Consider the following 15837-nt stretch of genomic DNA (forward strand, 5'->3'; position numbering starts at 1 on the left):
AGGCCCCCCATGTCTGCCAGCACCACCCCCACCTGGGACCCCAGCCAGTACCTGCGTCACGCCGAGCACCGCGCCCGCCCCTTCGCCGACCTCCTCGCCCGCGTTCCGCGCCTGCCCCGCGGCCCGGCCCGCATCGCCGACCTCGGCTGCGGCCCCGGCAACGTCACCACCCAGCTCGCCGAGCGCTGGCCCGCCGCGCACATCACCGGCTACGACAACTCCCCGGAGATGCTCGCCAGGACCGAGGAGCACGCGGGCCCCACGACCGGCGGCGGCCGCCTCGACTTCGCCCACGCCGACCTCACGAGATGGGCGCCGGCGGACACGTACGACCTGATCGTCTCGAACGCGGCGCTCCAGTGGGTGCCGGGGCACCTGGAGTCCTTCCCGGCCTGGCTCGACGCGCTCGCCCCCGGCGGCACCTTCGCCTTCCAGGTCCCCAACAACATCGACGCGCCCCTGCACGCCCTGATGCGCGACCTCGCCGCCACCGCCCGCTGGAAGGACCTCCTCGACGGCGTCCTGCGCCACGAGGACTCGGTCCACCACCCGCTCGTCTACCTGGACCGGCTGACCCGGCTCGGCTGCGACGTGGACGTCTGGGAGACGACGTACATGCAGCTGCTGGCCGGCGAGGACCCGGTCCTCGACTGGGCGAAGGGCACGGGGCTGCGGCCCGTCCTCACCGCCCTCGCCGACCGGCCGGCGGACCGCGACGCCTTCGTCGCCGAGTACCGGGAACTGCTCCGCGACGCCTACCCGACGCAGCCGTACGGCACGGTACTGCCGTTCCAGCGCCTGTTCGCCGTCGCCACAAAGGCCGCCTGATGCTCGCTGCCGTCGACCATGTGCAGCTCGCCGCCCCGCCCGGCTCCGAGGACCGGCTGCGTACGTACTACGTCGATGTCCTCGGCATGACCGAGATACCCAAGCCGCCCGTCCTCGCCGCCCGCGGAGGCTGCTGGTTCCGGGCGGGCGCCGTGCAGCTGCACCTGGGGATCGAGACCGACTTCCGGCCCGCGAAAAAGGCCCACCCCGGGCTGCGGGTCACCGCCATCGAGGCGTACGCCGCCCGGCTCGAAGCCCTGGACGCGCCCGTCACCTGGGACGACAACCTGCCCGGCCACCGGCGGTTCTACTCCGAGGATCCGGTGGGCAACCGGCTGGAGTTCCTGGAGCCGCTGGGCTAAGGCGTACGGCCTAGGTGTGTGACCAGGATGCGGATGACGTCGTCGACGATCAGGTGGAGGACGCGGTAGCTGCCGACCGGGAGCCGCCGGGCCTCTGGCCGCAGGCGGTGGAGTTGGCCGGGCGTGGTGTCCAGGCGAGTGCGCCGACGGCTTTGCAGACGGCGCCGAACCCCGCGGGGTGTACGGCCGCGTTCGAGGCGCCCGGTTCCCGGGTGATGCGGTAGGTCACGGACGCAACCCGAGCATCCGCCCGACTTCCTCGTGCGGGATGCCCTCTTCGAGGGTGCCCTCGGCCTTGCGTCGCCGGTACTCGGCGATGGCGAGGGCGTCTTCGAGATCCGCGATCAACCTGGGGGAGACGAGAAGCGCGGCGACGCGGCCGTCGTCGGTGAGGGCGATGGTCTCGCGGCCGTGGGCCACACGGCGGATCAGGTCATCGAGCTGGGAGCAGGCCGCACTGATAGCGATCTCGGTCATGCTCACACGGTTCCACAAGATCAACCCAGTGGTCCCCGGACTCAGTTCTTCCGGTGGCCTATCAGCCGTGGCTTCGGCTCCATGCCGTCCAGGCCGTGCCACGCCAGGTTCACCAGATGGGCGGCGACCTCCGCCTTGCGGGGCTTGCGGACGTCCAGCCACCACTGGCCGGTCAGGGCGACCATGCCGACCAGGGCCTGGGCATAGAGCGGGGCGAGCTTCGGGTCGAAGCCGCGGCTCTTGAACTCGCGGCCCAGGATGTCCTCCACCTGCGTCGCGATGTCCGAGATCAGCGACGCGAAGGAGCCCGTCGACTGGGGGATCGGGGAGTCGCGGACGAGGATGCGGAAACCGTCCGTGTACTCCTCGATGTAGTCCAGGAGGGCGAACGCGGCCTGTTCGAGGAGTTCGCGGGGGTGGCCCGCAGTCAGGGAACCCGTCACGCCGTCCAGCAGGCGGCGCATCTCGCGGTCCACCACCACCGCGTACAGGCCCTCCTTGCCGCCGAAGTGCTCGTACACCACCGGCTTCGAGACGCCCGCCTTCGCCGCGATCTCCTCCACCGACGTGCCCTCGAACCCCTTGGCCGCGAACAGGGTGCGGCCGATCTCCAGCAGCTGCTGACGGCGCTCGGCACCGGTCATGCGGGTGCGGCGAGCACGCCGCGGCTTTTCATTGCTGCTCGGGGTGCTGCTGGAGTCGGTCGCCACGCCTTCAATCATGCCGCGTCGGCGGTTTCCGTCTTGCCTCGGGAGCCGCTCCCGTCGGTGTTCCGGCGGGAATCGATACGCGAGCGTGATGGCCAGCGCACGTCAGAGGCCCAGCCGAGCTGCTCGCACCAGCGGATGATCCGCGCCGAGGAGTCCACCTGGCCACGCATCACACCGTGCCGCGCGGACGTCGGGTCGGCATGGTGCAGGTTGTGCCAGGACTCGCCGCAGGACAGCACGGCCAGCCACCACACGTTGCCCGAACGGTCACGCGACTTGAAGGGGCGCTTGCCCACCGCGTGGCAGATCGAGTTGATCGACCAGGTCACGTGGTGCAACAGCGCCACTCGAACGAGTGAGCCCCAGAAGAAACCCGTGAAAGCGCCCCACCACGACATCGTCGCCAGACCGCCGATCAGCGGCGGAAGGGCCAGCGAGAGCATGGTCCAGTAGATGAAATGGCGCGAGATCGCGCGGATCGCCGGGTCCTTGATCAGATCCGGCGCGTACTTCTCCTGCGGCGTCCGCTCCTCATCGAACATCCAGGCGATGTGTGCCCACCACAGGCCCTTCATCAGCGCCGGAACCGTCTCGCCATAACGCCACGGCGAATGCGGGTCACCCTCCGCGTCGGAGAACTTGTGGTGCTTGCGGTGATCGGCGACCCAGCGCACCAGCGGCCCCTCGACGGCCATCGAACCGGCGATCGCCAGCGCGATCCGCAGTGGGCGCTTCGCCTTGAACGAACCGTGCGTGAAGTAGCGGTGATAGCCGATCGTGACGCCGTGGCAGCCGAGGTAGTAGAAGAACACCATCAGGCCGAGATCCAGCCAGCTGACCCCCCAGCCCCAGGCCAGCGGCACCGCCGCGAGCAGCGCCAGGAACGGGGCGGTGATGAAGAGGAGGAGCGTGATCTGTTCGAGTGACCCCTTCTTCTCGCCGCCCAGTGTGGCGGACGGGAGCGGAGTGCCGTCGTCGTGCGCCTGCGGGGCGTCGTCGATCACATCGGAGCTCGTGGTCATGGGCGTCCCCTGTGGGGTTCGAGGGTGCGGAGAGTGGCCGGGTGCGGGATTCCACGGTCCTCCCGGCGTCTGACGGGAAGACCTACGGGTCCGTAACCTACGGCGTCGTAAGTATGGCAGCGCGTAGCCCGGCGGCAAGAGCCCGTGAGCCTGCACGTCCGCATGGACACCTATCCTGGGAGTCGGTCGGACAGCGCGGTCCGTTCTGAATTCTTCCCGGATGCCACGTCCCCTAAGCGGCACCCGCCGTGCGGTCGCCACCCGGGTTCCCTCCCAGACGAGCCTTCAGACGAGATTCCAGACTCTTCAGAACTCTTCAGACGAGCTTCCACACTGCAAGGAGCCGCACCTGTGAGCAGTGCCGACGACCAGACCACGACGACCAGCAGCGAGCTGCGCGCCGACATCCGCCGCCTGGGCGATCTGCTCGGTGAGACCCTCGTTCGGCAGGAGGGCCCCGAGCTCCTGGAACTGGTCGAGAAGGTCCGCCGCCTGACCCGTGAGGACGGCGAGGCCGCCGCCGAGCTGCTGCGCGGTACCGAACTGGAGACCGCGGCCAAGCTGGTCCGCGCCTTCTCGACCTACTTCCACCTGGCGAACGTCACCGAGCAGGTGCACCGCGGCCGCGAGCTGCGCGCCAAGCGCGCCGCCGAGGGCGGACTCCTCGCCCGTACGGCCGACCGGCTCAAGGACGCCGACCCCGAACACCTGCGCGAGACGGTCAAGAACCTCAACGTCCGCCCGGTCTTCACCGCGCACCCGACCGAGGCCGCGCGCCGCTCCGTCCTCAACAAGCTGCGCCGGATCGCCGCGCTCCTGGAGACCCCGGTCATCGAGGCCGACCGCCGCCGCTACGACACCCGCCTCGCCGAGAACATCGACCTCGTCTGGCAGACCGACGAACTGCGCGTGGTCCGCCCCGAGCCCACCGACGAGGCCCGCAACGCCATCTACTACCTCGACGAGCTGCACGCCGGCGCCGTCGGCGACGTACTGGAGGACCTGACCGCCGAACTGGAGCGCGTCGGCGTCGTCCTCCCGGCCGAGGCCCGCCCGCTCACCTTCGGCACCTGGATCGGCGGCGACCGCGACGGCAACCCCAACGTCACCCCCGCCGTCACCTGGGACGTCCTGATCCTCCAGCACGAGCACGGCATCAACGACGCCCTGGAACTCATCGACGAGCTGCGCGGCTTCCTGTCGAACTCCATCCGCTACACCGGCGCCACCGAGGAACTCCTGGAATCCCTCCAGACCGATCTGGAGCTCCTCCCCGAGATCAGCCCCCGCTACAAGCGCCTCAACGCCGAGGAGCCCTACCGCCTCAAGGCCACCTGCGTCCGGCAGAAGCTGGAGAACACCAAGCAGCGCCTGGCCAAGGGCACCCCGCACGAGGCCGGCCGGGACTACCTGGGCACCGGCGAGCTGCTCCACGACATGACGCTGATCCAGACGTCACTGCGCGAGCACCGCGGCGCCCTGTTCGCCGACGGCCGCATGAACCGCACGATCCGTACGCTCTCCGCCTTCGGCCTCCAGCTCGCCACCATGGACGTACGCGAACACGCCGACGCCCACCACCACGCGCTCGGCCAGCTCTTCGACCGCCTCGGCGAGGAGTCGTGGCGCTACGCGGACATGCCGCGCGAGTACCGCGCCAAGCTGCTCGCCAAGGAACTGCGCTCGCGGCGTCCGCTGGCACCGACCCCGGCGCCGGTCGACGCGGCCGGCGAGAAGACCATCGGCGTCTTCCAGACGGTCAAGAAGGCGCTGGAGATCTTCGGACCCGAGGTCATCGAGTCGTACATCATCTCGATGTGCCAGGGCGCCGACGACGTGTTCGCCGCCGCCGTCCTCGCCCGCGAGGCCGGGCTCCTCGACCTGCACGGCGGCTGGGCGAAGATCGGCATCGTGCCGCTCCTGGAGACCACGGACGAGCTCAAGGCCGCCGACACCATCCTGGAGGACATGCTCTCGGACCCGTCGTACCGCCGTCTCGTGGCGCTGCGCGGAGACGTCCAGGAGGTCATGCTCGGCTACTCCGACTCCTCCAAGTTCGGCGGCATCACCACCTCGCAGTGGGAGATCCACCGCGCCCAGCGGCGCCTGCGCGACGTCGCCCACCGCTACGGCGTACGGCTGCGGCTCTTCCACGGCCGCGGCGGCACCGTCGGCCGTGGCGGCGGCCCCTCCCACGACGCGATCCTCGCGCAGCCCTGGGGCACGCTGGAGGGCGAGATCAAGGTGACCGAGCAGGGCGAGGTCATCTCCGACAAGTACCTCGTGCCCTCGCTGGCCCGCGAGAACCTGGAGCTGACGGTCGCCGCCACCCTCCAGGCGTCCGCCCTGCACACCGCCCCCCGGCAGTCCGACGAGGCCCTGGCCCGCTGGGACGCGGCCATGGACGTCGTGTCCGACGCCGCCCACTCCGCCTACCGCAGGCTGGTGGAGGACCCGGACCTGCCCTCGTACTTCTTCGCCGCCACCCCCGTCGACCAGCTGGCCGACCTGCACCTCGGCTCGCGGCCCTCCCGCCGGCCGGACTCGGGCGCGGGTCTCGACGGACTCCGGGCCATCCCGTGGGTCTTCGGCTGGACCCAGTCACGGCAGATCGTGCCCGGCTGGTTCGGCGTCGGCTCCGGCCTGAAGGCGCTGCGCGAAGCGGGCCTGGACACCGTGCTCGACGAGATGCACGAGCAGTGGCACTTCTTCCAGAACTTCATCTCCAACGTCGAGATGACCCTCGCGAAGACCGACCTGCGGATCGCCACGCACTACGTCGACACCCTGGTGCCGGACGAGCTCAAGCACGTCTTCGACACCATCCGCGCCGAGCACGAGCTGACCGTCCGCGAGGTCCTGCGCGTGACGGGCGGCGAAAAGCTGCTGGACACCCACCCCGTCCTCCAGCAGACCTTCTCCATCCGCGACGCCTACCTGGACCCGATCTCCTACCTCCAGGTCGCCCTCCTCAAGCGCCAGCGCGACGAGGCCGCGGCCGGCGCGGAACCGGACCCGCTGCTGTCACGGGCACTGCTCCTGACGGTCAACGGTGTCGCGGCGGGGCTGCGCAACACCGGCTGAGCACCCCCTCCGCAAACGGGCGGTGCCCCCATGCTCGTACGAAGCATGGGGGCACCGCCCGTTTCACGGCTGTGGCTAGTTCTGGCCGGCCTTGCGGCGGCGGAACACCAGGTAGCCGCCCGCACCGACCAGCGCGGCAGCGGCAGCCGAGAGGAGACCGACCGGGGCGCTGCTGCCAGTCTCCGCGAGGTCGCCGCCGCCCTGGGCGGACGGGGACGAGGAGACGGAGGGCGCCGCCTCACCGGAGGACGAGGACGCCGACGGGGAAGCGCTCTCGCCGACCGCGTTCGACGGCGAGGCCGACGCGGACGGCGTGGCCGACGTCGACGGCGTGCTGCCGCCGCCACCCGAGTCCTCGCAGTCCGTCCAGAACACCTTGTGCTTGGCGGCACCCTTCTCGCCGTCGAAGTTCCAGAACAGCTTGTAGTGGCCGTCGGGCAGCGACAGGTCGTTCGTACGGCCGTGGCCCTCGGCGTCGAGGGTGATCTCGCCGGACTTCACGGTCTCGCCCTTGGAGTCGGCGGTCGGAGCCCAGGCCTCGATGTGCCAGTCGACCTCCTGGACGCCGTCGAAGCCGAACGCGTCGAGATAGAACGTGCAGACGTGCGGCTCGTTCTTGCGGAGCTCGTCGCCGGTGGTGGCGTCGTGGATCTTGACGGTGCCGTTGTCGCCGGGAACGGTGGCGTGGGCGGCGGTGGGCGCGATCAGCAGCGCTGCGGAGATGCCGGCGACAAGCGCGCCGGCGCGAGTGAGGGTACGCATGGGCAGTCCATCTTCGAGCGGGGAAACGGAAGATGTGGAGGGGGCGGCTCAGCATCCATTTGCGATGGGGACGGGTCAAGCGGCAGAACGTCCCCCGTGCACCATGCGTTGCGGATCGCCCCGGTAATCGCGCATCACAATCAGAGAACGCACAGGTTTTCCATGAGCATGTGGATGCCGGACATGCGGACGCAGTGACATGCGGACGTACCCCAGGTCACAGCGCCAGGAACGTCACCGTCAGCAGCGCCAGCCCCGCCCCGCCCAGCACCCAGGCCACCCGGGTCATCCGCAGACCCCCCGCGACCACCACCGAGGCGAGCAGCAGGGCGCCCGCGAGAGGGACCCAGGCGAAGAGGATCCCGGCCGGGCCGGAGCGGACGACGTCATCGCTGCCGGGCTTCACGGTGACCGTGTAGACCTGGCCCTTCTTCACCGCCACCGACTGCTCGATACGCACCCGCGCCCGCGCCTTCGAACCCGAGGACGCCGGGGTGTACGGACCCGTACAGACCCCCTTCGAGCACGCCTTCACCGCCATCGTGCCCTGCTCGCGGCCCTTGCTCAGCATCACGTGCTGGGCGGTGCCCCAGGAGGCCCAGACGCCCGCGATCAGGATCAGCCCGGCGACCGCGCCCATCGCCGCGAGCCGCCCGAACCGCAGCGCCGCGTACGCGCCCTGACGGGAGCCTTGACTTGAGGTGACGGCAGGCATGGCGGGGATCATTGGCCATGGCCGTGCACCGGGTCAACTCCGGTGGGGGACAAGTCGGCAGTTGTGCGCGTACTTCGACCGGCTACGAGTTGTACCGGCCGGCTACTCGGCCGGCTACGAGTTGTACGTGCCCTGCGCCCGCTCCAAGCCGTCGATCACGAGACACTCCACGGCGTCCGTCGCGCGGTCCACGAGGTAGTCGAGCTCCTTGCGCTCCGCCGACGCGAAGTCCTTCAGCACGAAATCCGCGACCTGCATACGGCCCGGAGGGCGCCCGATGCCGAACCGCACCCGGTGATAGTCCGGACCCATCGCCTTCGTCATCGACTTCAGGCCGTTGTGGCCGTTGTCGCCGCCGCCCAGCTTCAGGCGCAGCACGCCGTAGTCGATGTCCAGCTCGTCATGGACGGCGACGATGTTCGCCACCGGCACCTTGTAGAACTCCCGCAGCGCGTTCACCGGACCGCCGGACAGGTTCATGAACGACATCGGCTTGGCCAGGATCACCCGACGGTTCGCCGGACCGGGCGGGCCGATACGGCCCTCGATCACCTGCGCCTGCGCCTTGCCGGCCCGCTTGAACTTGCCGCCGATCCGCTCCGCCAGCAGGTCGGCCACCATGAAGCCCACGTTGTGCCGGTTCATGGCGTACTCGGGGCCGGGGTTGCCGAGGCCCACGATCAGCCAGGGGGCATTGGCATCGGTCGTCACGTCCGTGTCTCCCATGTGTCCTTGATACGCGCCGTGTCCTTGAAACGGGCCATGTCCTCGCCCGGGCGCCTGAAACGGGCCGTGTCCTTGATACGCGGCAGCCGCCGCTCCCGGTCGGAGCGGCGGCTGACACGGATGAAGATTCCCGGGGGAATCAGGCCTCGGCGCCGGCGCCGGCGCCGGCCTCGGCCTCGCCCTCGGCGGGGGCCTCCTCCGCCTGGGCGGCCAGGACCTGGAGGACGACCGCGTCCTCGTCGATCGCCAGCGTGGTGCCCGCGGGGAGCGGGATGTCCTTGGCGAGGATGGACGCGCCGGCCTCAAGACCCGCGATGGAGACGGTGACCGACTCCGGGATGTGGGTGGCCTCGGCCTCGACCGTCAGCGTGTTCAGCACGTGCTCGAGCAGGAAGGAGCCCGGCGCCAGCTCGCCCTCGGTCTGGACGAAGACCTCGACGGTGACCTTCTCGCCGCGCTTCACGAGGAGCAGGTCGACGTGCTCAAGGTAGCCCTTGATGGCGTCACGCTGGACGGCCTTCGGGATCGCGAGCTCGGTCTTGCCCTCGATGTCCAGGGTGAGCAGGACGTTCGGGGTACGCAGGGCGAGCTGCAGCTCGTGGCCCGGCAGCGCGATGTGGACCGGCTCGGTGCCGTGGCCGTAGACAACCGCGGGAACCTTGCTCTCGCGGCGGATGCGGCGGGCGGCGCCCTTGCCGAACTCGGTGCGGGTCTCGGCGGCGAGCTTGACCTCGGACATGTTCACTCCTCGTAGATCAGTTGGGGAAGGTGGTCACCCGGCCAAAACAATCGGCCTGCTACGAAGAGCGCGTCGATAACGGACCGCCGTACCCGCCTCGTAAAGCGGAACGGCCTCCCTCGCCGAGCAACTGTGACAGCTTACTCGGCGGGGAGACCGTACAAGAAATCGATCTACGGCTTACTGCTCCTACTGCTCCTCGAAGAGGCTCGTCACCGAACCGTCCTCGAAGACCTCGCGCACCGCGTTCGCGATCGTCGGCGCGATGGACAGCACCGTGATCTTGTCGAGTTCCAGTTCGCCCGGCGTCGGCAGGGTGTCCGTGAAGATGAACTCACTGACCTTGGAGTTCTTCAGACGGTCGGCGGCCGGACCGGAAAGCACACCGTGCGTGGCCGTGACGATGACGTCCTCCGCGCCGTGCGCGAACAGGGCGTCGGCGGCCGCGCAGATCGTGCCACCCGTGTCGATCATGTCGTCGACGAGGACGCAGACGCGGCCCTTCACGTCACCGACGACCTCGTGGACGGTGACCTGGTTGGCGACGTCCTTGTCACGGCGCTTGTGCACGATCGCGAGGGGCGCGTCGAGACGGTCGCACCAGCGGTCGGCGACGCGCACACGGCCGGCGTCCGGGGAGACGACCGTGAGCTTCGCCCTGTCGACCTTCGCGCCCACGTAGTCCGCGAGGATCGGCAGCGCGAAGAGGTGGTCGACCGGACCGTCGAAGAAGCCCTGGATCTGGTCGGTGTGCAGGTCGACCGTGAGGATGCGGTCCGCGCCCGCCGTCTTCATCAGGTCGGCGATCAGACGCGCCGAGATCGGTTCACGCCCACGGTGCTTCTTGTCCTGACGGGCGTAACCGTAGAAGGGCACGATCACGGTGATGGAGCGGGCCGACGCGCGCTTCAGCGCGTCGATCATGATCAGCTGCTCCATGATCCACTTGTTGATGGGAGCCGTGTGGCTCTGCATCAGAAAACAGTCGGCGCCGCGGGCGGACTCCTGGTAGCGGATGTAGATCTCGCCGTTCGCGAAGTCGAAGGCCTTCGTCGGGACAACCCCGACACCCAGCTTGTGGGCGACCTCCTGGGCAAGCTCGGGGTGGGCGCGGCCGGAGAAGAACATCATCTTCTTCTCGCCGGTCGTCTTGAACCCGGTCACAGCACTGTCTCCTCAGAGGTGTCTCAGCCGGTGCGTGAAGAGGCCGTCTCAACTGGAGTGCGAGAGGCGTTCTCAGCTGGGGGGTGCGGGTGTGCACTTATCACGGTACGCCGTGTCAGACGCACCTGTTTCCGGTCAGGCTTCGCCTTCCGACTCCCGGGAAGCCTCCTCCGCCGCCTTCGCGGCCGCGCTCCCCGGACGCTTTCTGGCCACCCAACCCTCGATATTCCGCTGCTGGCCACGGGCCACGGCCAGTGAACCGGGCGGCACATCCTTGGTGATGACCGAGCCCGCCGCGGTGTACGCGCCGTCCCCGATCGTGACAGGAGCCACAATCATGTTGTCCGCACCGGTACGGCAGTGCGAGCCGACTGTCGTGTGGTGTTTGTCCTGTCCGTCATAGTTCACGAAGACGCTGGCGGCACCGATGTTGGTGTACTCGCCGATCGTCGCGTCGCCCACATAGGACAGATGCGGGACCTTCGTGCCCTCGCCGATCCGCGCGTTCTTCGTCTCGACGAACGCACCGATCTTGGCCTTCACGCCGAGGCGGGTACGCGGCCGCAGATACGCGTACGGACCCACGGACGCCCGCGGCCCGACCTCGGCGCCGTCGGCGACCGAGTTGTCGATACGGGCCCCCGCGCCCACTCTGGTGTCCTTCAGGCGGGAGTTGGGGCCGACCTCGGCGCCCTCACCCAGGTGCGTCCTGCCCTGGAGCTGGGTCCCCGGGTGCACGATCGCGTCCTGCTCGAAGGTGACCGTGACGTCGACCCAGGTGGTGGCCGGATCGATGACCGACACCCCGGCGAGCATCGCCCGCTCCAGCAGCCGGTCGTTGAGAATGCGGCGGGCCTCGGCGAGCTGCACCCGGTTGTTGATGCCGGCGATCTCGCGGTGGTCGGCGGCCACGGCCGCGCCGACGCGGTGCCCGGCCTCGCGCAGAATCCCGAGGACGTCGGTCAGATACTCCTCGCCCTGGCTGTTGTCCGTCCGCACCTTCCCGAGGGCGTCCGCGAGAAGCTGCCCGTCGAAGGCGAACACCCCGGAGTTGATCTCCCGGATCGCGCGCTGCGACTCGCTGGCGTCCTTGTGCTCCACGATCGCGGTGACCGCGCCGCTGGCACCGTCCCGCACGATGCGGCCGTAGCCGGTGGCGTCGGGGACCTCGGCGGTCAGCACCGTGACGGCGTTGCCGTCGGTGGTGTGGGTGGCCGCGAGCCTCCGCAGGGTCTCGCCGCTGAGCAGCGGGGTGTCGCCGCAGACCACGACGACGGTGCCGTCCACGGTGCCGCCCAGCTCTTCCAGGGCCATGCGTACGGCGTGGCCGGTGCCGTTCTGCTCGGCCTGCACGGCCGTCCGTACGCCCGAGTGGGTCTCCGTGAGATGCGCGACGACCTTCTCGCGGGCGTGGCCCACCACGACGACCAGGTTCTCGGGGTCCAACTCGCGCGCGGCGGCGAGCACATGGCCCACGAGGGAGCGGCCACAGATGTCGTGCAGGACCTTGGGTGTGGCCGACTTCATACGGGTGCCCTCACCCGCTGCGAGAACGACGACGGCTGCCGGGCGATTGGCGCTCACGGGAATGCCCTTCGGCTTCGGATGGCTGGGGTGTGGACATCCGCAGGATACCGGGGCGTATCAGGAGTGACATGAGAGCGGGCCCTGACATAGCTGTCAGGGCCCGAATCGAGCATGGCTCCCCCGCCAGGACTTGAACCCGGACAGATGGCACCAAAAGCCACAGTGCTGCCAATTACACCACGGGGGATGAAACTCGACTGAACCGGACATTTGGTCAGCTCGCCGAGTCGGCACCCAACACTATGCCGTACCAGGCGCCTTCAATGCGACGGTACCGATCGGCACCCTGGCGAACGTGGATCACGAGGCAGCCACGAGGCAGCCATGAGGGAGAGCTCGCGGTCGGAGAGTTCTCCGATCACTGGTGCAGCCGCCCGTTTGGTTTCCTCTGGGTTCCTCGCGTTCGCGGTCCTGCGAGGCGCTCAGTCGTGCGAATCAGCAGTTCGAGGGATACCGGCAGGTTTCGCTTCTGTTCGATTGCGGAGGGTGGTGTAGGCCAGTAGCCGAAACTCACCGGAAAAGGGGCGGGGGCCGACCGTAGGCTGGAGGCATGACCACGACGGGGGAAGAGCACACCGCGGCCGGGACCGGGCCGTGGTGGTGGGTCAGGTGGCGCAGTGCGGTGCTCGACGCGAGTCTGGCGCTGGCGTCGGCGGTCGAGTGCGCGGGCGAGGGGATTCGGTTCGCCCATGACGCGGGGTTGCCCGTTCCGGTGGGGGTGGGGTTCGGGGTTGTCGCCGGGTCCGTGCTGTTGCTGCGGCGGAAGTGGCCGATCGCCGTTGTGCTGGTGTCCATCGCCATCACGCCCGCCCAGATGGGGTACCTCATGGGCCTCGTCGGGCTGTACACGCTCGCCGCGTCCGAGCTGCCGCGGCGGATCATCGGGGCGCTGGCGGGGATGTCCTTCGCCGGGGTGCTGATCGTGACGTTCGTGCGGGCGCATCAGGGTGTGGTGCGCGGGGACGTGACCATGGGGGACTGGTTCGTCCCCTTCGCCTCTCTGACGACCGCGATCGGGATGACGGCTCCGCCCGTTCTGCTCGGGTTGTACATGGGGGCGCGGCGGCGGCTGATGGAGAGCTTGCGGGAGCGGGCGGACTCGTTGGAGCGGGAGCTGATGCTGCTTGCCGAGCGGGCGGAGGAGCGGGCGGAGTGGGCGCGGAACGAGGAGCGGACACGGATCGCTCGTGAGATGCATGACGTGGTCGCGCATCGGGTGAGTCTGATGGTGGTGCATGCGGCGGCGTTGCAGGCCGTGGCTCGGAAGGATCCCGAGAAGGCCGTGAGGAACGCGGCGCTGGTCGGGGACATGGGGCGGCAGGCGCTGACCGAGCTGCGGGAGATGTTGGGGGTTTTGCGTACGGGGGACGGGTCGGGGTCGAGGGCGGGGGCGGGGGCGCGGGTGCAGCCGGTGCCGTCCGTGCCGACTGTGCCGTCCGTGCCGCTGGCGGCGGTGGGGGCTGCCGCTGCCGCGGCGGCGTCTCGGGCGGCCGGTGATTTCGGGTCCGCGGAGGGGCCGTGCCTTGCTGAGCTGGACGAGCTCATCGGGCAGTCGGCGGCTGCGGGGATGGTGGTTGATCTGTCGGTGGAGGGTGATGCGCGGGCCTATGCGCCGGAGGTCGAGCAGACGGCGTACCGCGTGGTGCAGGAGGCGTTGACGAACGTCCACAAGCACGCGGCGGGTGCGAAGACGCATGTCCGGCTGGCTCATCGGGTTTCCGAGATCGCGATGCAGGTGGAGAACGAGTGCCCGCCGGAGCCGGGGGCGGTGTCTTCGGTGCATCTGCCCAGTGGGGGGAATGGCCTGCTGGGGATGAAGGAACGGGTTGCCGCGTTGGGGGGCGTGTTTGTGTCCGGGCCTACTGATGGGGGTGGGTTTCGGGTGTCTGCGGTGATCCCGACGTAGGCGCTCCGCTGGGCTGTGCGGTTCGGTGGCGTTGGGTGGGTCGGGGCCGTGCCGGTACGTCCAGCCCGTCGCCGGTGGGCATTACTGCTTGCTGCCACAGCATGAACTTGCCCATAACCCCGTATGCGACGGGCTGGACGTACCGGCCCGGCCCCTTCGGTGCGTTGCCGACTGCGAGCGCGTCGTCGTACCGGGTGGGGGTGGGCGGGGTCTGCGCGTCGTCGGCTGCGGGTGCGTGTCGGCTGGGCCTGTGCGGCGCCGGGTGTGGGTGCCGGTCCGTGTGACGAACGGTTCCTGGGGTCGTGTTTTTAGGGGCGCGGGGAACTGCGCGCCCGGCCCGCACGGACCCGCAGTCGACCAACAACCTCAGCCCCCACCCACCCAAGGGGCGCGGGGAACGGCGCGCCCAGCCCGAACGGACCCGCAGTCGACAAGCAACCCTCAGCCCCCACCCACCCAAGGGGCGCGGGGAACTGCGCGACCAGCCCCCACCCACCCGCACCCGGCACACAACCGATCGGGGTCGAAGGGGCAGAACCCCTGGGGATGGGACGGGTAGGGGCGGCGGGGGCGAAGGAAGTCTGTGGGGTTAGCCGGCGGTGAGGCGGGGCGGCTCTATGCCTGAGAGGAGGGTGGTGAGGGCGGTGTCGATGTCGGGGCCGACGTACCAGTCACCGGTGTGGTCGAGGGTGTAGACGCGCCCCTCGGCGTCGATGGCGAGGAGGGCGCGGGTATCGGGCTCCTCGCCGAGAGGGCACACCTCGGTGTCCAGGGCGCGGCCCAGGTCGCCGAGGGTGCGGGCCATGTGGAGGCCGTGCAGGGGGTCGAGATGGAGGGCGGCGGGGGCGACCTGACGGCCGGGGCCCTGCGCGGTGACCCGGAGGCCGCCGAACTCCGCCCACGCTTCCACGGCCGCGGGGAACACCGAGTGCCGGTGCCCGGCCGGCGACGCGTGTCCGCGCAGCGCGTCGGCCCAGTACTCGGCCTGCTTTATGTCCCAGCGCCCGGGCTGCCACCCCGCGGAGCGCAGCGCGGCGTCCACGGGGACGGAGAAGCGTGTGGAGGAGGAGCGGTCGGCGTGCATCTGCCCTTCGTTCGTCGAGGGTTGGGACATCGGCGTGGCGGGACGCCGTCGTACTCGTGCTCGTGCGTGAGTGGGTGTCAGGCGTCCGGGGTCGCCGGATCGACGATGCGTACGCCGAAGTGGTCGCTGAGTGCCGTGCAGGAGCGGCAGGGTGCGGCGAAGCTGCCGTGCAGGGGGTCGCCGTCCTCGCGGATGCGGCGGGCGGTCAGCTTGGCCTGCTTGAGTGCCTTGCGGGCCTCGCCGTTGGTCATCGGCTTGCGGGCGGCACGTTTGCTGCGGGCGGCATCGACGGAGGCGATGTGCCGGGAGATGAGGATGGCCTCGGCGCAGCGGCCGGTGAAGCGGTCGCGCTGTGCGCTGGTGAGGGTGTCGAGGAAGTCCTGCACCAGCGGGTGGAGGGCAGGGGGCTGGTCGCCGCGGGCCGCTGTGCCGGTGAGGGTCGCGCCGCGTACGGAGAGAGCGGCGGCGACGGTGGGAAGTATGCCGTCGCGGCGGTGCAGGAGGGTGGGGGCGTGGGGTGCCTCGGCGCTGCTCCAGCCGACCCGTGGGTCCCCGGACGTGCCCGTATGCGTCGCGTTCATGATCGTTCTTCCCTCCCATGCATCCCCCGGTGCGGAGACAGACTGCCAAATGGCGTGGCGGGTGCGGAAGCTGGGGCGGTGCGACACGCC

At 69.8% G+C, this 15837-nt stretch carries 16 protein-coding genes and 1 tRNA gene; 4 read left to right on the forward strand and 13 right to left on the reverse strand.

The window, feature by feature from the left end; all coding sequences use genetic code 11:
• Nucleotides 1-9 precede the first annotated feature (9 nt).
• Both OIC96_RS28390 and OIC96_RS28395 read left to right on the forward strand, forming a co-directional pair.
• On the forward strand, nt 10-828 hold the full coding sequence (locus OIC96_RS28390) for a trans-aconitate 2-methyltransferase (protein ID WP_330305128.1): 819 nt from the start codon (nt 10-12) through the stop codon (nt 826-828).
• Nucleotides 828-1190 carry a glyoxalase gene (locus OIC96_RS28395; RefSeq protein WP_330305127.1) on the forward strand — a complete coding sequence of 121 codons (363 nt, stop codon included), beginning with the start codon at nt 828-830 and terminating at the stop codon, nt 1188-1190. The genes OIC96_RS28390 and OIC96_RS28395 overlap by 1 nt, the downstream gene beginning before the upstream one ends.
• A gap of 49 nt (nt 1191-1239) precedes the next feature.
• Here OIC96_RS28395 and OIC96_RS28400 read toward each other — a convergent pair whose 3' ends face one another.
• From OIC96_RS28400 to OIC96_RS28415, 4 genes are read right to left on the reverse strand one after another with little or no spacing between them, the layout of a single operon-like run.
• On the reverse strand, nt 1240-1419 hold the full coding sequence (locus tag OIC96_RS28400) for a hypothetical protein (RefSeq protein ID WP_330305126.1): 180 nt from the start codon (nt 1417-1419) through the stop codon (nt 1240-1242).
• Nucleotides 1416-1667, reverse strand: coding sequence for a type II toxin-antitoxin system prevent-host-death family antitoxin (locus OIC96_RS28405; RefSeq protein ID WP_330305125.1), 252 nt, complete (start codon nt 1665-1667; stop codon nt 1416-1418). Before OIC96_RS28405 ends, OIC96_RS28400 begins: the two co-directional genes overlap by 4 nt.
• A gap of 41 nt (nt 1668-1708) precedes the next feature.
• A complete protein-coding gene (locus OIC96_RS28410) occupies nt 1709-2389 on the reverse strand; it encodes a TetR/AcrR family transcriptional regulator (RefSeq protein WP_330305124.1) in 681 nt (226 codons plus the stop codon).
• Nucleotides 2386-3399 (reverse strand): acyl-CoA desaturase, encoded by a 1014-nt coding sequence (locus OIC96_RS28415; RefSeq protein WP_330305123.1) that lies wholly within the window; start codon nt 3397-3399, stop codon nt 2386-2388. Before OIC96_RS28415 ends, OIC96_RS28410 begins: the two co-directional genes overlap by 4 nt.
• A 351-nt stretch (nt 3400-3750) precedes the next feature.
• On the opposite strand from OIC96_RS28415, the gene ppc reads away from it, so the two are divergent.
• Entirely contained in the window at nt 3751-6483 is a 2733-nt protein-coding gene (gene ppc / locus OIC96_RS28420; RefSeq protein WP_330305122.1) for a phosphoenolpyruvate carboxylase, read from the forward strand.
• A 75-nt stretch (nt 6484-6558) separates the two neighbouring features.
• On the opposite strand, the gene OIC96_RS28425 is transcribed toward ppc, so the two are convergent.
• The 7 genes from OIC96_RS28425 to OIC96_RS28455 all read right to left on the reverse strand — a co-directional run bounded on the left by OIC96_RS28425 (nt 6559) and on the right by OIC96_RS28455 (nt 12363).
• Nucleotides 6559-7245 (reverse strand): LPXTG cell wall anchor domain-containing protein, encoded by a 687-nt coding sequence (locus OIC96_RS28425; RefSeq protein WP_330305121.1) that lies wholly within the window; start codon nt 7243-7245, stop codon nt 6559-6561.
• 217 nt (nt 7246-7462) lie between these two features.
• Nucleotides 7463-7972 carry a hypothetical protein gene (locus OIC96_RS28430; RefSeq protein ID WP_330305120.1) on the reverse strand — a complete coding sequence of 170 codons (510 nt, stop codon included), beginning with the start codon at nt 7970-7972 and terminating at the stop codon, nt 7463-7465.
• A 102-nt stretch (nt 7973-8074) separates the two neighbouring features.
• Entirely contained in the window at nt 8075-8686 is a 612-nt protein-coding gene (gene pth / locus OIC96_RS28435) for an aminoacyl-tRNA hydrolase (RefSeq protein WP_330305119.1), read from the reverse strand.
• Between the two features lie 139 nt (nt 8687-8825).
• Nucleotides 8826-9425 (reverse strand): 50S ribosomal protein L25/general stress protein Ctc, encoded by a 600-nt coding sequence (locus OIC96_RS28440; RefSeq protein ID WP_330305118.1) that lies wholly within the window; start codon nt 9423-9425, stop codon nt 8826-8828.
• Between the two features lie 189 nt (nt 9426-9614).
• Nucleotides 9615-10589, reverse strand: a complete 975-nt coding sequence (locus OIC96_RS28445; RefSeq protein ID WP_327429314.1) for a ribose-phosphate diphosphokinase — start codon at nt 10587-10589, stop codon at nt 9615-9617.
• Nucleotides 10590-10724: 135 nt separating this feature from the next.
• Entirely contained in the window at nt 10725-12173 is a 1449-nt protein-coding gene (gene glmU, locus OIC96_RS28450; RefSeq protein WP_330305117.1) for a bifunctional UDP-N-acetylglucosamine diphosphorylase/glucosamine-1-phosphate N-acetyltransferase GlmU, read from the reverse strand.
• Nucleotides 12174-12288: 115 nt separating this feature from the next.
• Nucleotides 12289-12363, reverse strand: a tRNA-Gln gene (locus OIC96_RS28455).
• A 363-nt stretch (nt 12364-12726) separates the two neighbouring features.
• Here OIC96_RS28455 and OIC96_RS28460 point away from each other — a divergent pair.
• Entirely contained in the window at nt 12727-14082 is a 1356-nt protein-coding gene (locus OIC96_RS28460) for a sensor histidine kinase (RefSeq protein WP_330305116.1), read from the forward strand.
• 589 nt (nt 14083-14671) lie between these two features.
• On the opposite strand, the gene OIC96_RS28465 is transcribed toward OIC96_RS28460, so the two are convergent.
• Together OIC96_RS28465 and OIC96_RS28470 are read right to left on the reverse strand one after the other, a co-directional pair.
• Entirely contained in the window at nt 14672-15166 is a 495-nt protein-coding gene (locus tag OIC96_RS28465; RefSeq protein WP_330310149.1) for an SUKH-3 domain-containing protein, read from the reverse strand.
• A gap of 77 nt (nt 15167-15243) precedes the next feature.
• Nucleotides 15244-15747 (reverse strand): YwqJ-related putative deaminase, encoded by a 504-nt coding sequence (locus tag OIC96_RS28470; protein WP_330305115.1) that lies wholly within the window; start codon nt 15745-15747, stop codon nt 15244-15246.
• Nucleotides 15748-15837: the final 90 nt, after the last annotated feature.

It is taken from the genome of Streptomyces sp. NBC_00775 (assembly GCF_036347135.1).
Taxonomy (GTDB): domain Bacteria; phylum Actinomycetota; class Actinomycetes; order Streptomycetales; family Streptomycetaceae; genus Streptomyces; species Streptomyces lutosisoli.

What these genes read in the sequence shown, in the direction of transcription:
- OIC96_RS28390 (WP_330305128.1), top strand. Translation starts at nt 10, where the DNA reads ATGTCTGCCAGCACCACCCCCACCTGGGACCCCAGCCAGTACCTGCGT.
- OIC96_RS28465 (WP_330310149.1), bottom strand. Translation starts at nt 15,166, where the DNA reads ATGCACGCCGACCGCTCCTCCTCCACACGCTTCTCCGTCCCCGTGGAC.
- OIC96_RS28410 (WP_330305124.1), bottom strand. Translation starts at nt 2,389, where the DNA reads ATGATTGAAGGCGTGGCGACCGACTCCAGCAGCACCCCGAGCAGCAAT.
- pth (WP_330305119.1), bottom strand. Translation starts at nt 8,686, where the DNA reads ATGGGAGACACGGACGTGACGACCGATGCCAATGCCCCCTGGCTGATC.
- OIC96_RS28430 (WP_330305120.1), bottom strand. Translation starts at nt 7,972, where the DNA reads ATGATCCCCGCCATGCCTGCCGTCACCTCAAGTCAAGGCTCCCGTCAG.
- OIC96_RS28425 (WP_330305121.1), bottom strand. Translation starts at nt 7,245, where the DNA reads ATGCGTACCCTCACTCGCGCCGGCGCGCTTGTCGCCGGCATCTCCGCA.
- OIC96_RS28470 (WP_330305115.1), bottom strand. Translation starts at nt 15,747, where the DNA reads ATGAACGCGACGCATACGGGCACGTCCGGGGACCCACGGGTCGGCTGG.
- OIC96_RS28395 (WP_330305127.1), top strand. Translation starts at nt 828, where the DNA reads ATGCTCGCTGCCGTCGACCATGTGCAGCTCGCCGCCCCGCCCGGCTCC.
- OIC96_RS28440 (WP_330305118.1), bottom strand. Translation starts at nt 9,425, where the DNA reads ATGTCCGAGGTCAAGCTCGCCGCCGAGACCCGCACCGAGTTCGGCAAG.
- OIC96_RS28405 (WP_330305125.1), bottom strand. Translation starts at nt 1,667, where the DNA reads ATGACCGAGATCGCTATCAGTGCGGCCTGCTCCCAGCTCGATGACCTG.
- OIC96_RS28460 (WP_330305116.1), top strand. Translation starts at nt 12,727, where the DNA reads ATGACCACGACGGGGGAAGAGCACACCGCGGCCGGGACCGGGCCGTGG.
- OIC96_RS28415 (WP_330305123.1), bottom strand. Translation starts at nt 3,399, where the DNA reads ATGACCACGAGCTCCGATGTGATCGACGACGCCCCGCAGGCGCACGAC.